We start from the raw sequence: 19167 nt of genomic DNA, 5'->3' as shown, positions 1-19167 counted from the left end.
AACGATCAAAACCTATCTAAAATGAAATACAAAGCATTCATTGTTGAAGACGAAGCCCGGAACCGGGATCTTTTAAAGGACCTGGCAACCGAATTCTGTCCCGACATCCAGGTAGCCGGCATGGCCGCCACCGTACCGGAAGCCATCCGGCTGATCAATGAGCAACGACCGGATATCGTTTTTATGGATATTGAAATGCAGCCGGGCACCGGCTTCGATGTGCTTCAGCAGGTGAAGCACCGGAATTTCCAGGTCATTTTCACCACGGCCTATGACCACTATGCCATAAAAGCCATCAAGTTCAGTGCCATCGACTATATCCTGAAACCCATTGACCTGGAAGAGCTGCAGCAGGCCGTGGACAAAGCCATTCAATCGATCCGGCGGCAACAGGAAAACCGCATCGACCTGCTGATGAAGAACCTCAGCCAGCCGGGCGGTGAAAACTTTTCGATCAGTCTCTCTACTTCCGATGGTATTGAGTATGTACTGCTGTCCCAGATCATCCGCCTGGAGGCCAACGGGCCTTACACCACATTTTTTCTGAAGAACCAGAACAAGATCATGGTAAGCAAAAACCTGAAAGAATACGAGCTGCTGCTCAGCGATCATGGCTTTTTCAGGGTGCACAACTCGCATATGATCCACCTAAAGGAAGTGCGGAAAATGATCAAAACAGACGGAGGATACGCGGTAATGAGCGATGCTTCCATGATCGCAATCTCACCAAAGAAAAAGGACGATTTTCTGCAGCTGATGGCACAGCGGCTGGTTTAAGACTGCGGCCGTAAAAAGTACAGGCCCCGGTACCGGAGGCTTTACCAGGGCGCTGTACATGCGTAGCACAACCGCCGCCGTCCGTCAGTTCCCCGAAAGCGCCGGAGCACCGCCTGTGACCGGCTGCCCGGTTTCTGTTCCGGTACCCTTACGGGTCCGGAAACGTTTCAGCAGCTGGTGATAATCCCGGGGGTTGATCGGTTTAAAAAAATTGTACACCGGGTTCCTGCCTGCCGCCGTTTTCAGACCCATATCTTTCATCAACGCATCCAGGTGCTGAAAATTAAACGGGGCAATGCACAGCCCGCTGAACTCCGAGGAGATCGGGCGCGTCCGTTTTTTCCACCGGTCGATCAGCATCCGCTCTTTAACCATCTCGCCGGGCACCGGCAGGGACAGATTTCCGCTTACATATTCTGCCAGCCAGTTGGCGGCGATTTCCGAGGTCAATGTAGAAAAGAGGCTTGAGTTAAAGCCCACAAATCCCAGGGCGGGAAGTTTGGGATTGATGATGTTACGATATAAGCGGAACTGTCCCTGCTCATTGCAGATGCGCTGCAGGTAGTGCCCGCTTAAGAAAGGCAGGCTTTGGCGAAACCCGGTGCCCATTACCACCAGGTCCGGCCGGATCCGGGCCCCGTTCTTTAAAACCACTCCATCGGTTGTAAAACTTTCTATTTCCGTATGAACGGCGTTGATCTTTTTTGAACGCACTTTTTCATAAAATCCCTCCGGGGCAATTCCCAGGCTGCAACTGATCTGGTCCTCGATCCGGTGCCCGGGCACCATGCCGCATTGCTTTAAGCGAAATTGCTTCTTTAAAAGCAACTCAACAGCTCTCCATTGGGCCCACACCAGCGGTTTTCCCACACTGTGCAGGACCTTTTGAAATCCCGTTTTATGATACGGCACAAAAAAGGCTTCCGAAAAACGGGAAAACAAGAGGTATTTTAAATTGATCTTATTCCCAAAAAAGCGGGGCACCTTCCACTGGGCTTTGCGGTAGAGCAGGGTGCAGGAAGTGCTGATATCGGCAGCCTGCGTTGCTATATCCGTAGCAGACTTGGCAAAACCTACTACCGCCACCTCTTTATCCCGCAGCAGTTTTTGATCGGTAACTTCTGAAGTATGCAGAATCTCACCGCCGGCAGCACGGTAGGCCTCCATACCCGGAAACGACGGGATGTATTTTTCATGAAAGGTTCCGGTACATACCACCACAAAGTCAAAAACATAAGACAGGTTACTGCCCGTGCAGTTATCCAATGCCGCAACCTGCCAGGCATCCGCTTCATACTGCATATCCAGTACGGTGGTATTGCAACGGATCGAAGCAAGAAGATCAAAATGCGCAGCATAATCCAGCAGGTATTGGTTCATCTGGTCTCCGGTAGGCCATTCATGAAAATGTTCCGGCATGGGAAAATCAGAATATGCATACTCGTTTTTTGTTGTCTGCGTGGTAACATTTACATAAAACCGGTTCCGGTCCCACACGCCGCCGATCGCCGCTGCTTTTTCCAGTACGGTTATCTTATAGCCCCGTTCTTTAAATGATTTGGCGGCAGCCAGTCCGCTGATTCCCGCGCCAATGATTCCAATCGTTTGCATGATGTATTTTTTTTTACCGGTACAAACAGCCGCGGCCGTTCACACCTTCGTTATTGAATGGATGTAAATTACCCGGCAGCCGGCAACCCCCATTGCACCACTTAACAGAATGGTTTTCTGAATTAATAAAAAAGATGCCGGTCTTATTCACAGGCATGGCAGGCAGAATTGCTCTTCAGGGGCCGTTGATCGTTCTGACCCTCGATTATTCTACCCCGCAATATCCAAAGACGCTCTTTCGTTAAACCAAACAATTGTTTCATTAATTGCCGCTTTTCCACCGGCCAAAATCCCGGCACCTTTGCCCCCGTAAAAACAATCATTCAAATAAAAAAAATCTCATGAAAACGTTGACACACATTTTTGCGATCGCAGGCATTTTTATTTCGCTTGTCCTTACCAGCTCCTGCCGGAAGGACAAAGACGATACGCCACCTCCGCCGGCCCCCGTAGTAGGCACCTGGAAGGGAACCGTTATCGGCAAAGGCGAACCCACTCCTGTCCGGTTCGAAATCCTTGAAAACGGAACCGTTATCGTATCGTCACAAGCCGTGCAACTAAACGGCAGCTGGAAACTGACTTCCAATAATTTTGAAGCCGGTTTCCAGGTTAACAGCATTAAGGCCACCGCCAAAGGCACGCTGTCGGACAGCAAGAATAAGATCGACGGCACCTGGACGGAAGACGACAACGGAAAGATCTCCGAGCAGACGCTCTCATTGAAGAAAGAGTAACGCCGCTTGTTAAAAAACAAATCCCGGTTTTATTGATCATGGGGCTGACCAAAAAGTATTTTTTTGTCCGGCAAGCGGCTTTTTAGTCGGCCCCATTCCTGTGCAGTAAAAAAACAATACCATTTTTATACCTTCCGGAGCTTCCAGCGGCCGCGTTTAAACAGGATAAATGAAACAACGGTGATGGCCGCTTCCGATACCGGGATCGCAATGAACACGCCGCGCTCATTGAACCCGAAATAAACAGCCAGCAGGTATGCCAGGGGGATCTGGAACAACCAGAAACCAAAAAAATTCACCCAGGTGGGCGTCCATGTATCGCCCGACCCGTTGAAGGCATTGATCATGACCATACCCACGCCATAGAACACAAACCCGCAGGCCATAATGTACATCGCCGTACGGGCAATGGATTGCACATGCTCTTCAGTAGTAAAAAAAGATACCAGCCAGTGCGCCAGTAAAAAGAAGACCGCACTGACCAGGAGCATGAACAATACATTGTATTTTACGGTGGTCATCACCGAAGCCTCGGCTCTCTTTGCAGCGTTTGCTCCCAGATTTTGCCCCACCAGCGTAGAAGCAGCATTGCTCAGTCCCCAGGCGGGAAGCATGAAGAACATCATCAGCCGCAATGCCGTCTGGTACCCCGCAGAACCTTCATCACCGCTGGTTACTGCCACCAGCCTTGCCAGCACGATCCAGCTGCAGGAGGCGATCACAAACTGAAAAATTCCCGGCACGGCGATCTTCACCAGCGAACGGATCAGCGGAAGATCCACATGAAAATGAGGCATCCTGATCCTGAATTTCCCTTTGTTGCCCAAAAGATGATACAACTGGTACAACACCCCGGTGGTCCTGCCGATGGCTGTGGCCATTGCGGCCCCCGTTAACCCGAACGCCGGTACCAACCCCCACCCATTGATCAGGAGCGGGCAGAGTACAATGTTGCAGCTATTGGCCACCCAAAGGCTTTTCATGGCAATCGCCGCGTTACCCGCTCCCCGGAAGATGCCGTTGATCAGGAACAGCAGCATAATGGAAATGCTGCTGCCCATCATGATGGCCGTAAAGTCTTTACCATGCTCCGCAGCCGATTCCGATGCGCCCATCAGCAGCAGGATCTCCTTTGCATAAACAACGCCGGCCATGCTTAACAGAACGGTTACAACCGTAGCAACCAATATCGCCTGCGCACCGCTGTGCGCTGCCGCCTCGGGGTTCTTTTCGCCGATCCGGCGGGCAACAACCGCCGTTGCAGCCATGCTCATTCCTATGGCCACCGAATACATCACTGTCAGTACAGACTCCGTAAGGCCCACTGTTTGTATAGCAAAACTGCTCTTTTCCAGGTGCCCCACAAAATACAGGTCTACCAACGCAAATACGGACTCCATGCTCATTTCCAGCATCATGGGTATGGCCAGCATCAACACGGCCCTGCGAATACTGATAGCGGTGTAATCCGTTTCTTCTCCCCTGAACGCCTGTTTCAAAAACAGAAGCGCACCCGATACCTTACCGGTATCTTTATGATCAAAAGACATAAATTTTTGATTGATTTGAATGAAAATAGAATACCATCCCGCAACGACGGGATGCCACTGACCAGTAGTTACAACGGAATCGTCGGATGGTACTTAGTGGAGCAGTACAACAACCGGGGTAGCAATGATTTTCATCAATGTAGATTTTTGAATGACGAAGATAGGATTTTTGGAGGAACCGAAAATTTTATAATGATCAAGGGGTGAATTTCAGATTGTCGCACTCCCATAAACGCGATGTCACCCTGAGCTTTCGCCCAAGCGGTCGGACGGGTGTTTCAGGGTCTATTGAACGACAATATGCATAGAAGCTGAAATCAAAGCGGCTATGTGACGAAAATGAGATAGAGCTGAATGTAAAGCCCAACAAACGGCGCTGCAGAAAAGAAATGATTGAATACAAATACTTTGATGATAAACTTTATAAAAGAAGGACAAAAATCGAACACGCCAATGCCTGGCCGGATGCCTACAAAGCCCTAGAAGAAAATCTCCACATGGACGGGATTGCATTAGCTTGCTTTTATCACCAGATTCCTGCAAAAATTAAAAGTTTAAACAACTTTATTTAAAGAACGTTTGTAATAAGTTATTTGTAATTAAAAGTTCTAATTACAAATTTTATATTACAAGTTACGAAATCTTCTCAACACCATGAAGTTGCTTAAAAACGATCCGTGAGAATCCGTATAGCCATTAAAAGGCACCTGCTTTTTATCGCATCTGCTTAGGGCCGCCATCTGTAAAACGGGGTTCATCCTTCTAAATAAATTCCGGGATGCCATATGAATACCGCACCCCGGAACTATTTGCAGGAATCGTTACCCTGCTCCTATAACGCCCGGCCTTAAATATAACGGTTCACAATATTTTCATAATACTCCTGCCGGCCGCTGATCACCTCCGGCTCCCCGCCCTGCCGGGCAAGGTCACGAAGATCCTCAAGGCGCAGCTTTCCTTCTTCAAAGTCTTTACCCGTTCCGCTCTCAAAGGATGCATACCGCTCTTTGCGCAGCTTCAGGTAATCTGATTGCTGCAGGATGTTGTCGGCAATGATCAGTGCCCGCGCAAAGGCGTCCATGCCGCCGATATGCGCATAAAAGAGATCTGCCGCATCCGTTGAGTTCCGCCGTATTTTTGCGTCAAAATTGATACCGCCGCAACTGAGTCCCCCGGCTTCCAGGATAACCAGCATGGCCTCCGTCAGTTCATTGAGATTACTGGGGAACTGGTCGGTATCCCATCCGTTCTGATAATCACCCCGGTTGGCATCCATAGAGCCCAAAAGCCCGGCATCTGCAGCTACCTGCAGCTCGTGCTGGAATGTGTGCCCGGCCAGGGTAGCATGATTTACCTCGATGTTTAATTTAAAATCTTCCAAAAGGCCGTACTGGCGTAAAAAACTGATGACGGTGGCCACATCGTAATCATATTGGTGCTTGGTAGGTTCGCAGGGCTTGGGCTCAATAAAAAAAGTACCCTTAAATCCCTGGCGCCGCGCATAGTCCTTTGCCATATGTAAAAAACGCGCCAGGTGCTCCTGCTCTTTTTTCATGTTGGTGTTCAGCAGGCTCATATAGCCTTCCCGGCCGCCCCAGAATACGTAGTTTTCACCCCCCAGCTTTATAGTAGCATCCAATGCCGCCTTTACCTGGGCCCCCGCATGGGTCACCGCTCTGAAATCAGGATTGGTGGCCGCACCATTCATATACCGTATATGCGAGAACAGGTTGGCTGTTCCCCATAATAACTGCACCCCGCTTGCCTGCTGTTTTTCCAGGGCATAGCTGGTAATGGCATCCAGCCGCCGTTCATTTTCTGCCACGTCATTATCATGGTCAACCAGGTCCACATCATGGAAACAATAAAATGGAATGGACATTTTAGTAAAGAATTCAAAAGCCGCGTCCATTTTATCCTTTGCTCTTTCCAGTGTATCCGTCTTCTGATCCCACGTAAAGAAATGGGTGGGCCCGCCAAAGGGGTCCGTTCCGTTGCCATTAAAAGAGTGCCAGTAGGAACAGGCAAAACGCAGCCATTCCTTTAAGGGTTTGCCTGCCACCACCCGGGTTTCATCATACCAGCGAAAAGCCAGCGGGTTGTCGGATCCCTGTCCCTCGAATTTTATTTGTCCGATCCCCTTAAAATATTCGGTCGCTCCTGTAAGTACCTGCATAATGCTTATTATTTTTATTATTTATTTTGAAGAATCTGTTGATCCAGCTTTTTAAGCCAATCCTGGTAAATGGTTTCATAATGCCCGTGTTGCACGGCATCGGGGGTAATGACCGCTGCCTGGCGGAGATTTTCGAATGCATTTGCTTCTGTATAGATCCCGAGCCCGATACCGGCCCCTATCGCCGCGCCCACACTGGCATCGGTATGATACAGCTCCAGCGTAAGCCCGGTCACGTTTACAAATACTTCGGCAAATACCCTGCTTAAAAACAGATTGGCTTTTCCCGCCTTGACCACTTTTGCCCGGAGGCCGTTCGCCCGCATGATGTCCAGTCCATAGCGAAAGGCAAAAGCAATACCCTCCTGCACCGCACGGTATAAATGCGCCGTACGATGCCGGTTCAGGTCGATTTCCCAAAAACCGGCATGGATGATGCCGTTTTCCAGCATACGTTCCGCACCGTTGCCAAAAGGGAAATAGAGCAGCCCGTCTGCGCCGGCGGGTACGGTTGCCGCCATTTCATTCATCTGGACATAAGAATGCTGCGCTCCGGTGCAGTCGCGGATCCAGCGGTTGCTGATGCCGGCACCATTGATGCATAGCAACAGCCCGATGCGTGTTTGTTCCGGATCATGATTCACATGCGCAAAACTGTTGATCCTCGAAAGCGGGTCATAGACCAGCTGATCGGTCACGGCATAGATGACACCGCTGGTACCGGCGGTTGCGGCGATCTCTCCCGGCTGCAACACATTTAATGAAAGCGCATTGTTCAGCTGGTCGCCTGCTTTATAGGTAATAGGGATCCCCGGTGTCAGCTGCAGGGCTTCGGCCACTGTTGCCGCCAGGTTGCCATGTGTGGCAAAAACGGGCCGGGTTTCCGCAAAAAAACGGTCATCAAACTCAAAAAAGTCAAGGATCTCCTGTGAGAGCCGGTGCGCCCTGAAGTCCCAGAAAACCCCTTCCGACAGCATCGAAACCGTGCTGGTGACCTCACCGCTTAACCGCAGGGCTATATAGTCGCCCGGTAACATCGCCTTATCGATCCGGGCATATACTGCGGGCTCCTGCCGCCGCACCCAGGCCAGCTTAGCCGCTGTAAAATTGCCCGGGTAATTCAGCAAATGGTGCAGGCATTTTTCCTTTCCGATAGCCTGCAATGCCCGGGCCCCTTCCGGAACCGCCCGGCTGTCGCACCAGATGATGGCATCCCGCAGCAGGTGCTGTTCCCTGTCAGTGATCACCAGCCCGTGCATCTGGTAGGTAATGCCGATCGCCTCAACAGCGTGCAGGTCACAGGCCGACTGCTCACGCAACCCGTGAACGGCCGTCTGCACATCCGCCCACCACTGCTCCGGATCCTGCTCCGCCCATCCCGGCTCAACCGATTTTATTCCCCGCTCTTCGGTCTCCGGATAGGATGCCGTGGCCACTACGGCCCCTGTCGCGACCTCTACCAGGGCTACTTTTACCGCAGAGGTACCTACATCAATACCCAGTAAAAACGTTCTTTTTCTTTCAGCAATCATGGATCAAAACTTTTTGAGCGCCCCCCTTTCCGGGAAAGCAATGCAATATACATATTTTTAAATGTAATCGATTTCATTTTTGATATAAAATGGATCAAAAAAAGGTACATTTGCCCTTATGGAGAAACAGGTAACCATTTATGACCTTGCGCGCGCGCTCAATCTTTCCACGGCCACCATCAGCCGGGCACTGGACAACAGCCCGCTGGTAAAACCCCATACCCGGGAAAAGATCCGGGCCATGGCGGAAAAAATGGGCTACCGGCAAAACCTCATTGCCCGCAACCTGCGCAAGCAGCAGTCGCGTACCATTGGTGTGCTGCTCCACGAGGTCAACAGCTATTTCGCCACTTCCGTGCTTGCCGGTATTGAAAAGATCACCACCAGGGAAAAATACGATATCCTGATCGCGCACTCGGGCGAAGACGGCGGGCGGGAGATCGCCAATACCCGGAATCTTTTTAACAAAAGAGTGGACGGGCTGATCGTATCACTGGCCATGAACACCTCGGCCACCGATCATTTCAACCCATTTTTTGAACAAGGCATTCCCGTTGTCTTTTTTGACCGGGTCGTTAAGAAGATGCCCTGCAGCAAAATCGTCATCGACAACTTTAAAGCCGGTTACCAGGCCACGGCCCATTTGCTGGACCAGGGATACCGGCGCATTGCGCACATCACGGCCAGCTTACAGCGCAACGTTTATGAAGAGCGGCTCAGAGGGTATAAAAAGGCGCTGGCAGACCGGAATATCCGGTTCAGCCCGGAGCTGGTGGAAAGCTGCAGCCTGAACCGGGAAGATACTTTAGAAGCAATGAACAAACTTCTGGCGCAAAAACCGGATGCCTTTTTTGTCACCAACGATTTTGCCGCTGCTGTTTGTATGGATGCCCTGCAACAGAGCGGCATCCGTATTCCCGGAGATATGGGGGTGATCGGCTTTAACAATGATATCCTCGGCAGTCTGATCAGCCCGAAACTGTCAACCATCGACTATCCCGGCCTGCTGATGGGCGAAACGGCCGCACAAACCTTAATTGAAAAGATCAAAACAAAAAAGAGCGGGAAAGGAACCCCGGAAGGCAAAAATGTAACCATTCCCAGCAGCCTCATCATCCGCGAATCCACAGGAAAAAAGGATCGCGCGGGCAGGTCCCTTAAGTCCTGAAGCATGGGTCCTGCATTTGCCGCAGGCATCACACAAAAAAGCCCAGCATTGCTACTGAGCCTTTTATTCGTTGCCCTTCCATATAAATATCGAACTTATTTCTACGAAATTTAAGGAAGTTGGCAGGATTTGATATCATGTATAAATTGCAAGTAATGTCATTTTCAAAACCCACGTTTTATTTGTTACGATTTTATTCGAAAAGCTGTCGCTCTAAGTTACGCGCCTTTTAAGCGGCAACCTATTTTTTACTCCGGAAATTGCTCTTCTATTACACGTCGCTGATCCGCTGGAATATCGGCTATCTTGCGAAGAGTATTGACCTGTATATGCGGCCAGCTGGTGGTGCCACCGTCATTTCCGAAATCAAATTCAAAAAATACGATTTGTTCGTATTGCAGCTGAAGAATTTCTTTCCCGTCTTCAATCACTGTCTCGATCCACATGCTCATGTCCACTTCAACGGTAGGAACAAAACGATTCACAAAAGGAACATTTAAAATACCGCCCTGTGCGCCGGTTTTCATTTTGGATGACAGCTGAACAAATACGTAATTGCTTACCTGTTGTCCACTTAAGGTATCCCTAAGTCTCAGATCGGGTCTTACGGAATAAGGATAAAGTTCATCGGCAAGTATTCTTTGCGTATAGATTTTGTTAGAGCCGGGGTCATTCTCATCGGTGAGCGTGTCCTGTACCCATGCTGGTGCAGGCTGGTCAAGATTGATGGGATTTGACGGACTGGCACCTGCCCCACCCATTGTTCTTGAAATAGCAAGGTGGTCGGTTTGCCAGGCAGCATCACCGTAAGGAAATTGAGGCGCACCATTGATCAGATAACTATCGCCGTTGGGTTGGATATCTCCCAATAAAGTAACGGTGCTGCCATGTGGGATCACACCACTCCTTGAAATAGAGTAGTCAGGAATAAAGTAGGGGCCATCGACGCCTGCGCCTGGTTTTAGCTCCTGGGCCGGGATGATCTCAAAGTATTCCTGTCCTGCTGCCAATTCACTTAAAAGAATATACTTCTTATTATTTTCATCTGTCGATACCTGAACCAGGGGTTCATTTCTATATTCCCCTTTGTAACCGTACAGCTTAAAGTCTTCCTCGGAAAAAGCGTGAATGCCGCGATCTCTTTTGATCGATTCTTCGGTAGCGGCATGATTGTACACATCACTAAGCCACAAGTACATCCCATTTTCTTCGTGGATGGGTGTGTATTTTAAAGGCCCCTGTTCGGCCGCTTTATTTACACTTTTGATCGTTTGCTCATACTTAACCGCTCCGCAAAATAATTCACTTGCCCCGCCACGGTTACGTACACCGCCGGGTACCAGCGAAAATGTCAATTTCTCGATATATTCTTCACAGTCAAAACTGAACTTACCAGGGATCGTTCCTGAATTGGTACCCGGTGAGGGCATGATGGTGGTATGTATTCCACTGGCCAATGAAGGCTTGTTAACACTTTTGTTATAGTTGGCATTATAGCTTACCCATGTGCCATCCAATGCCTGTAAAATACCGTAATCCACATCGTTGCCGATCTGCTCGAGGTTTTCTTCCTTAAATGGCCTGACCGGATCATCGATCAGCAGCTTCGAATATCCCGACATGATTTGCGCCAGGGTACCTTGATCTGCACCTGAACTTTTGAGGAGGGACGAAGCACCCGCTTTATAGCCTTCTTTTTTTCGCTTAAGCATTTTTGTTTTTTTTAATTAACCGGCAGGATAGCTGAAAGGGCGAACCCTCATTACCCTATCCGTTTATCGTTTATGAATTTTATTATACCATTTTTTCTATGCCATGAAAATTATCGTAGAAATCCAAATCAAATCTTTGGCCAACAGCAGGTTTAAAATCTTCTGTATCCAGCCACCGGTTTATTTTTTCCGCCTGGACGTCTGTTCCTTTCCAAAGGAGGTAATCCATTTTCCTGAATGCAGCTGGCGTTAACTGAAAAGTTAGTTTTCTATGGCCCCTCAGCACCTCCAGGTGAACCGAAGCTGTTTGACTTCCTGCCCATTCCAATCCTTTCTGAGAAAAGGCAAAACCATTGATGGCCTGAATGACATCGTTAGGTGCAATACCTGCCTTGCCGGCCGGACTATCGTCGGCCACGCCGTAAATGGTTGGGGCTCCGTCATTCAGAAAAAATAATCCGAGATAACGGGTATCCAGCCATTTTACTTCAAAGCCTATCGCTTCCAGTTGGCTATCCGTATCTATATTTCCGGGTTCCATCAATTGCGCAGCCAATATGCTTCCCAACCCAGGTTGCACTTCTTCATAGAACTGAATCACTTCTTTTGTCGTATAACCAACATAGTCGTTGGGAATAGCGGTGCCGTCACCAAAGTATTGGAGATAAAATGCCTTAAAGCTGTCGTCAAGACTGGCATATTTGGCTTGCTTATCAGCCGACCGTAATCTTGCATCCAATCCAAATGCGATCAGCATGCCTTTGTCGTAGTAATCGATGCTATTATTGACTCGTCCCGGATATTTGCTATGATTCATATAAGTCGCCAATGAAGCATCTGTAACCGATACGCGGGAGTAAGCCGGTTGCTGCGTCAAATGCTGGAAATATCCTGCGATGGCGCTGAAAAATTGATCCGGCGAATAGACTTTAGCTCTGGCGCTTATCAGAAATTCATAATAACGGGTAAAACCCTCGGCCATCCACAAACCTTCGGTAAAGCTGCCGCAGCATAGCTGGTGTTTTAATTGACCGAATGGCGCAGGCCTTAGTCTTCGTACATTCCAGGCATGGAACAGCTCATGGGCGCAAACACGTATTCCGGTTGCAAATAAACCGTCGTCGACAAACACTTCCGGGCCGATGCCGCTCATGTTGCTGGTTAAGTGTTCCAGCCCCCAATCTGCCTGTGGATTCAGCGACAATATGAAGGTGTAGTCCGAAAAAGGAAATAATCCAAATACATCATGGATCTTTTCAGCGGTCAAACTCACTTTGTCTACAAATTCATTTACTTTTTCATCAAAGCCCAGGCCTTTATCTACAAAGACAAAATAAAATATTGTATCTTTTATTATTCTTTGAAGCAACCTAAAACCACCAAAGCAAACAGGCGTATCCAAAAGGATTTCAAAGCTGGGATAGGTCCATTTGTTAGTATTGCCGGCTCTTGTCGCCCCGGAAGGATGATGTATTCGCCAGCCATCCGGTATTTCCGCATAATCCACCGAACAGGCACCCACAAAATCAACGCAAAAAAGATAACGGGTCCCCATCAGAACAGTATAACCGGTATCTACGATCCCCATGGCGTCTCCCAGGTCGGGCTCATAACAGGCAGCCTGGTATTCCACTAAGACCGGTCCGTCCGTAACCCTGATGAGATAACCATTAAGCTCTTTTCTTTCAATGGGCAATGCACTTCCCCGGGCATCGTGGGCGGTGATCGAAAAGATATCACGGCCGTAAGATTCAAAACTGTAATCACCCGGGACCCAGGTTGGTAATTCCAGCAACAGTCCCCCATTTTTGCCTTTAGCTACATCTCCGGTTATGTGCATTTTCACCGACATTTCCAGGCGCTGGGGATGCAGCCTCACCTCGTACGACACAAAAGATTCATTGGTCATTTGCTTTAGCATTTTTTTGTTTTATCTGATTACCAACCCAGGTAATAGTCGGATGGAATCCAATCGGGGCGCTTCAGATCAAAAAAATCTTCCAGCATATTTTCAGCAACGCAGAATGCACCTTCCACCCAGCCTTGCTGGTCGGAGTAGGCTTCGCCGCAGATATAAATGGACTCCGCTTTGTCGGGGTTACGCATGTATTGCATTACTTCCTGGATATTGTAATTGGCCTTCCATGCATGGTAGCCGCCGCCATAGGGATCGAGGGTCCAGTCTTTGAACCAGGTCACATAAGGATCGGGTATGGTATCCCGGCCATGTAATTCCCTGATCTGGTTCATGGCTTCATCCACCATCACTTGCGTCGCCTGGTTGGATTGTAATCTGAGCAGGAATGCAGCATCGGGTTGCTCTGAGGAAAGCAGCTTTGCAGGCCGGAATTGGAATAATTTTCTTTTCGCTCCATACGATCTGCGCGAGCTGGCCAATGTCTGCCAAAAGGTGATCGTGTTCATATCGTTATAACTGCTCAGGAATAAAGAATGATCGTTGTTGGGGTCGGTTCCAAAATAATAGCATTGGCGCATGGGCAGGTCAGTGATGGAATGCCCGGCCTCGATCCCAAAATCTTCTTTCCACCAGGGGTTTTCAAATCCCATGAGGATCTTCAGGGAAGGTTCTTTTATTACGGAAGCGATATTCCTTTGTAAAACTTTTTGGGTATCCTGGTTAAAAAAGAAATTGTTTTGATCCAGAAGTTCGAGTGATCTGCGAGGCATGGCCAAAACGATTTTATTCGTTTCTAAAATCCATTTTGACTGCGATTGCTCGTTAAAAAATACAAGGGTGTATTTATATAGACCCGATTTTTGTCTTGTAAAAGTTTCCAGGCGATTTCCCATCCAGATATTCGCACCATTTTTTTGGAGGTAGGCGTTTGCCAATGCATAAGCAATCAGGTCATAACCACCGTTGATCGTTTTATAGGTCGATCCGGCATTTGAAAAATCGCCTACCATGTAAGGAAAAGCCTCTGCGGCATTCCAGTTGATGGTATTGGAATAATAGCCGCCCGCCACAGATAAAAAAGTATATCCTTCTTCTGAAACCCGGTCTTTGATCAGGTTCCAAAATCCTATTTCGTTAACCTTCATTCCTTTGTAAGGGCCATCGAAGTTATAAGTCAGTTTTGGCTTGATATCGTTCCACTCTTCCCTCGTGATCTTAAAGTTATACTGATAGGGAGATGGGTTTGAAATCAAACTGCCGTATACCTTCATAAACCAAGGATCAGCGGCCAATACTTCATAGATGATCTTATTGAATAGCTGATCGGCGCTATAGCCGATATCATCATCATTTAAGTAATATCTTGTTTGCAGTTTTTCTCCATTATTCTGTGCCGCTACCCAATCCCCCATGTGCAGGCGCTGCTTCCTGAAATACCCAAAGAGGTCAGCATCGTTACCCATGGGGAAATCAACATGCTCCAATTCATCTTTGAATACATTTTCAATGAGGGAAGTCACGATCTCCTGTGAGGTCATGTAGCGCATCCCGCCCAATTCGCCGGTAATGCTCATGCCTGGCAACTGCACCGATTCCAATCTGCCACCAATGCGGTCACCCATTTCAAATAGCTGCACCTGGTCTGCCGCAACAGGATGATGGGCATCATTGGTAAGGCGATATGCGCTGTATAAACCGGAGACACCGGCGCCGATAATGGCTACCTCAACAGAACGGATATCTGGTTGACCGGTCTTCAATGGAAGGTCTTTTATCTTTGCTGATTTCATAACATAATGATTTTTTATTGCTGGATAAAGTAATGGGTTGGATAAACGGAAAAAGGTTCATCGTTTTAATGAGGTGAAATATTTCAAACCTAACTGGAAGGGAGCAATATCATAATCGGTTTTACCGTCCAGAGCCATATCGGCAAGTAATTTTCCCAGGAAGGGGATGAATTTAGCTGCCCACCCCGTACCATAGATAACGATATCTTCATGGCCGGGAATATAGTCCGGTGCAAAATCCAGCAACAATTCCTTTGTTTTGATTTTCGATAAGGCAATGAGGCAGGTGGATGTATGCTCGGGAACGATATCCAAACCCGTCATATGATCTTTTACCCATTGGGCGGTATATCCCAAAGCCTGAGGATCGGGTTTATGGGTGGCATTCTCCGGATTATCCAACGGCTGGATCACAAAATCGGGTGCAACCCTTATATATCCAGGGAAATCCCAATCCACACCTGGGAATCCGTAAAACTGGTTGCCATTTGCTTCGATAGCATTCTGGAAAACAAACCAGGTAGGATATTGGATGTTGGGGTCCTTTCTTCTAAAATAAGCAGAAGACATCTCCCAATAAGTAACCGCCACATGGAACTCCTGTAATTTAAGCACTTCATTAATGTAAGGACCGGGTGTAATTACCAGCTTTGGTGTCGTGAAAACTTTTTCGGATGTGCTGACATAAAAAATCCCATCCTTCCGTTCGATTTTTATTACCCGGGCATTTTCCTTTAGATGAACATCAGGATTTTTGTTGTTCAGATCAAAAAGCGACTGCAAAGTCGCTGCCAGATTGATGCTTGCCCCATCTGCCTGAAATAATCCTGTGTAATTTTTGGGTAAGTTTTTAAAATGGAAATCGTCTTCAATATTTTCGACCGTCAGGCTATCATATTTTACGTTTAGCTGCTGAAGCGCTTTTTCTGCCGCTCCAATATTGCCTTCTGTAGAATCAACCGTTGGATCTCCGAACCACAAAGTGCCTACTTTGTCCATCAATGGTGTCCTGGTACGTAGCTGAAGGGCATCCCAATAGGGTTGGGCATCCAAAGCCATTTTTACCATATAGGTATCGGGATAAGGGATGCGGTATTGCCGGGAAACGCCGGCGGAACTGCCTTTCTGATTAAGGCATTGAAACCGTTCAAGTACCAGGACGGATGCCTTTCTCTTGCCGATTTCATAGGCACAGGCAAGCCCCATCGGGCCACCGCCGATAACGATAACATCGAAATGATTATCCATTTGAATAGTATTTTGGTCTTAATCCTTAACGAACGTATTTACATGAATACGTACCTATCAAGAAACGGGCTCTTGAAAAATGGTCGTTTAAAAATCCGAAACGACTACACGCGTATTCATGTTGAATACAGCTACTAATTGAACGGTGTCTGTAAAACATTTTGGAAAACTATGCAGATTAGAGGGTTACTTACGCATTTGTCTTCCCATTATTTTAAACAGATGTTTGACTAAATTTTTGTTATTGCTGGTTCAAATTGGCCAGGGTAAATATAATATAGAATTGTGATTTATTCTAATTTTTTTATTTTTAAAAAATGACGCCGTGTCCATTTCACGGAATAATTAAAAATCCGGACACCATACAAAACCGGCATTTCGTATCAGTGATCGGATACTTCATCCAGGTTTAGTCAATACTTCTGTAATCATTACGGACAGGCCTTTGGCCAACGCCAGCCCTGTCAGACCATCTTGTAGGTACGATTTTGCGGCGGCAGTAAATTGTCGGGAAACGCGGCTCTTGTGTGTAAGCAGCACGGATGAGCAAAAGAGAAAAGGATATTCCTTACCAGAGCAAGAAGATCGGCTATTGAAATATTGTGAGTATAACGATATTGAAGTCAAGGGTATCTATCGTGAAGATTTCTCAGCCGAAAACTTCAACCGGCCTGAATGGAAAAAGCTGATGATAGCGATCAAAAACAAGTCATCAAAAGAAGACAGCTTTTATGCCTCCGCCTTAGCCGGATTCTGGACCTGTAATTTTCAATACTTACAGTTCCTTTCTGGTTTTTGATACCCATTTGATACCCAAATTTGAAGTTTTCACTTGATCCGTGAAAGGGTACCACTTGGTAGAAAAAAGGCAACAAAAAAAAGCCCAGCATCGCTGCTGAGCCTTTTTATTTGTCGGGACGACTAGATTCGAACTAGCGACCCCTTGCACCCCATGCAAGTGCGCTACCGGGCTGCGCTACGTCCCGAACTGTTTTACCTCCATTATATATGGGGTTACCGGAAGGGCTGCAAATATAATATATTTTCGCTTTCTCCGTCAAAAGAAGCGCAGAACATTTTTACATTTCCTGTTTTCACTGGTTTTTACCGGCATGACCCCACTTTTATACCGGAACCACCTAACATATCCTCATATTCCTTTAAAAATCAGAAATTGACCTTATCTTCGCACCTTAATGAAAATTCTCATTAAGCAATCCAAGATCATCGACCCCACCTCTTCTTTTAATGGTCGCACGGCAGATATCCTTATTGTAAACGGAATCATTCAGTCCATTGGTAAAAGCCTCGCTCAAAAAGGCGCCAAGGTACTGGATGCCAAAGGGCTGCATGTGAGCCCGGGCTGGACGGATATGTTTGCCGACTTTGCAGACCCCGGGTTTGAGTACCGGGAAACACTGGCCAGCGGTGCCCGGGCAGCGGCGGCAGGAGGCTTTACCGATGTTTGTATTGTGCCCAATACCAAACCGGCGATCGATCAGAAATCATCCGTAGAGTACATCCGCGCAAAAGCCGCACAATTGCCCGTAAGCATTCATCCCCTGGGAGCGGTTACCCGGAATGCAGAGGGCAAAGAACTGGCGGAGATCTATGATATGCGGCAATCCGGTGCCATCGCCTTTACCGATGGAAAAAACGCCATCCAGTCATCCGATATCATGGTAAAGGCGCTCCAGTACATCAAGCCTTTCAACGGGGTGCTGATCCAGCTGCCGGATAACAAAGACATACAGCCCCACGGGCTGATGAATGAAGGCATTACGTCCACGCAGCTCGGCCTGCAGGCAAAACCGGCCATCGCGGAGGAGCTGCTGATCACAAGGGACCTGAAGCTTGCAGCGTATGCAGACTCCCGCCTGCACCTGACCGGCATTACCACCGCTGCCTCATTAAAGCTGGTAAAAGAAGCCCGCCAGAAAAAAACGGATGTGACCGTTTCGGTAACTCCGGCCCATCTATTTTTTACGGAAGAAGACCTGCAGACCTACGACACCAACCTGAAGCTGAACCCGCCCCTGCGCACCACCGGCGACCGGAAGGCGCTGCAGAAGGGCATCCTGGACGGATCCATCGATTGTATCGCCACACATCATATCCCCTGCGATACCGATCATAAAATGGTGGAATTTGAATATGCCCAAAACGGCATGATCGGTTTGCAAACCGCCTACGCAGTGCTGAATACTGTATTGCCGGAAGTGCCGCAGGAGCGTTGGGTGGAGCTGCTCTCCATCAATCCCCGGGAGATCCTGGGACTGCCGGTACCTTCTATTGAAGAAGGCAACACGGCATCGCTTACGGTTTTCAGCCCGCAGCAGCAATGGGAGCTTTCTGTCGGTGCGATCCTCTCGCGAAGCAAGAACTCCGCGTTCTCCGGCAAGCCGCTCACCGGCAAACCATTGGGCATTATTCATAATAACCAAACAAATCTTTCAATTTAGCATGGTAATCAACGCAACAAAGAAAGGATTGATAACGGGGCTGCTGATGGTATGCGCAGGAATCCTGATGTTCTGGAAAGATGTACCCCTCAATTCGCCCCTGCAATATATCGGATTCCTGATCTTTGGAGCAGGCATTGTATGGGCGGTTTATGCCGCGGCCAAATGGAGCGGCGCCCGGTTTGGTACACTGTTCAACCAGGGATTCCGGTGTTTCGTGGTCGTTGCACTGATCATGTCGGTATACACTTTTATTTTCTGGAAAGCCAACCCGGAGATCATAAACAAGAACATCGCAGAAACAAAAGCATATCTTTTAAAAAATCCCCAGGACCGCACTCCCGCCGAAATTGAAGAGCAGGCAAAAAATACGCTCAAATATTATATCCCCATCAAAGTGTCCGGGTCCGTTTTCGGCTATCTTCTAACAGGCGTTGTTGTAACTACCGTGGTAGCCGGAATCTTATCTTTGTCAAAGAAAAACTAAAA

Annotated in this window: 15 protein-coding genes and 1 tRNA gene; 7 read left to right on the top strand and 9 right to left on the bottom strand. The window is 48.1% G+C overall.

The annotated features are described in order from the left end of the window. Positions 1-21: 21 nt before the first annotated feature. Complete coding sequence (locus B160_RS0114370) at positions 22-777, top strand: LytR/AlgR family response regulator transcription factor (RefSeq protein ID WP_018628625.1); 756 nt, start codon at positions 22-24, stop codon at positions 775-777. 84 nt (positions 778-861) lie between these two features. On the opposite strand, the gene B160_RS29195 is transcribed toward B160_RS0114370, so the two are convergent. Next, positions 862-2388, bottom strand: coding sequence for a flavin-containing monooxygenase (locus B160_RS29195; RefSeq protein ID WP_018628624.1), 1527 nt, complete (start codon positions 2386-2388; stop codon positions 862-864). A gap of 341 nt (positions 2389-2729) precedes the next feature. Between B160_RS29195 and B160_RS0114355 the strand changes: the two genes are divergently transcribed. Beyond that, positions 2730-3122, top strand: coding sequence for a hypothetical protein (locus B160_RS0114355; protein ID WP_018628622.1), 393 nt, complete (start codon positions 2730-2732; stop codon positions 3120-3122). Beyond that, a complete protein-coding gene (locus tag B160_RS32560) occupies positions 3062-3208 on the top strand; it encodes a hypothetical protein (RefSeq protein WP_425411197.1) in 147 nt (48 codons plus the stop codon). The genes B160_RS0114355 and B160_RS32560 overlap by 61 nt, the downstream gene beginning before the upstream one ends. A 39-nt stretch (positions 3209-3247) precedes the next feature. Here B160_RS32560 and B160_RS0114350 read toward each other — a convergent pair whose 3' ends face one another. From B160_RS0114350 to B160_RS0114330, 3 genes are all read right to left on the bottom strand, one after another. Then, positions 3248-4672, bottom strand: coding sequence for an MATE family efflux transporter (locus tag B160_RS0114350; RefSeq protein WP_018628621.1), 1425 nt, complete (start codon positions 4670-4672; stop codon positions 3248-3250). An 847-nt stretch (positions 4673-5519) separates the two neighbouring features. Continuing rightward, positions 5520-6848, bottom strand: coding sequence for a xylose isomerase (xylA, locus tag B160_RS0114335; RefSeq protein ID WP_018628617.1), 1329 nt, complete (start codon positions 6846-6848; stop codon positions 5520-5522). Positions 6849-6865: 17 nt separating this feature from the next. Then, positions 6866-8380 carry a xylulokinase gene (locus tag B160_RS0114330; RefSeq protein ID WP_018628616.1) on the bottom strand — a complete coding sequence of 505 codons (1515 nt, stop codon included), beginning with the start codon at positions 8378-8380 and terminating at the stop codon, positions 6866-6868. A gap of 118 nt (positions 8381-8498) precedes the next feature. On the opposite strand from B160_RS0114330, the gene B160_RS0114320 reads away from it, so the two are divergent. Further along, positions 8499-9548: a LacI family DNA-binding transcriptional regulator gene (locus tag B160_RS0114320; protein ID WP_018628614.1), complete on the top strand. Its 1050-nt coding sequence runs from the start codon at positions 8499-8501 to the stop codon at positions 9546-9548. Positions 9549-9796: 248 nt separating this feature from the next. On the opposite strand, the gene B160_RS0114315 is transcribed toward B160_RS0114320, so the two are convergent. The 4 genes from B160_RS0114315 to B160_RS0114300 all read right to left on the bottom strand — a co-directional run bounded on the left by B160_RS0114315 (position 9797) and on the right by B160_RS0114300 (position 16216). Beyond that, positions 9797-11260, bottom strand: coding sequence for a peroxidase, FMP-type (locus tag B160_RS0114315; RefSeq protein WP_018628613.1), 1464 nt, complete (start codon positions 11258-11260; stop codon positions 9797-9799). A gap of 82 nt (positions 11261-11342) precedes the next feature. Next, positions 11343-13181 carry a M61 family metallopeptidase gene (locus B160_RS0114310; RefSeq protein WP_083927709.1) on the bottom strand — a complete coding sequence of 613 codons (1839 nt, stop codon included), beginning with the start codon at positions 13179-13181 and terminating at the stop codon, positions 11343-11345. Between the two features lie 17 nt (positions 13182-13198). After that, positions 13199-14968: a flavin monoamine oxidase family protein gene (locus B160_RS0114305; protein WP_018628611.1), complete on the bottom strand. Its 1770-nt coding sequence runs from the start codon at positions 14966-14968 to the stop codon at positions 13199-13201. A gap of 57 nt (positions 14969-15025) precedes the next feature. Further along, the gene (locus B160_RS0114300) at positions 15026-16216 is read right to left on the bottom strand and encodes an FAD-dependent oxidoreductase (RefSeq protein WP_018628610.1); all 1191 of its coding nucleotides are present in this window, start codon (positions 16214-16216) and stop codon (positions 15026-15028) included. 445 nt (positions 16217-16661) lie between these two features. Between B160_RS0114300 and B160_RS32265 the strand changes: the two genes are divergently transcribed. Then, positions 16662-17015 carry a recombinase family protein gene (locus B160_RS32265; RefSeq protein ID WP_083927708.1) on the top strand — a complete coding sequence of 118 codons (354 nt, stop codon included), beginning with the start codon at positions 16662-16664 and terminating at the stop codon, positions 17013-17015. 113 nt (positions 17016-17128) lie between these two features. Here B160_RS32265 and B160_RS0114290 read toward each other — a convergent pair. Continuing rightward, positions 17129-17202, bottom strand: a tRNA-Pro gene (locus B160_RS0114290). Positions 17203-17412: 210 nt separating this feature from the next. Between B160_RS0114290 and B160_RS0114280 the strand changes: the two genes are divergently transcribed. Next, positions 17413-18678, top strand: a complete 1266-nt coding sequence (locus B160_RS0114280; protein ID WP_018628608.1) for a dihydroorotase — start codon at positions 17413-17415, stop codon at positions 18676-18678. A gap of 1 nt (position 18679) precedes the next feature. Then, positions 18680-19165: a DUF4199 family protein gene (locus B160_RS0114275; protein WP_018628607.1), complete on the top strand. Its 486-nt coding sequence runs from the start codon at positions 18680-18682 to the stop codon at positions 19163-19165. Positions 19166-19167: the final 2 nt, after the last annotated feature.

Source organism: Niabella aurantiaca DSM 17617 (assembly GCF_000374125.1).
GTDB classification, from domain to species: Bacteria; Bacteroidota; Bacteroidia; order Chitinophagales; family Chitinophagaceae; genus Niabella; species Niabella aurantiaca.
The sequence above is the reverse complement of the archived record's forward strand: the minus strand, read 5'-3'. Positions and strand labels throughout refer to the sequence as shown.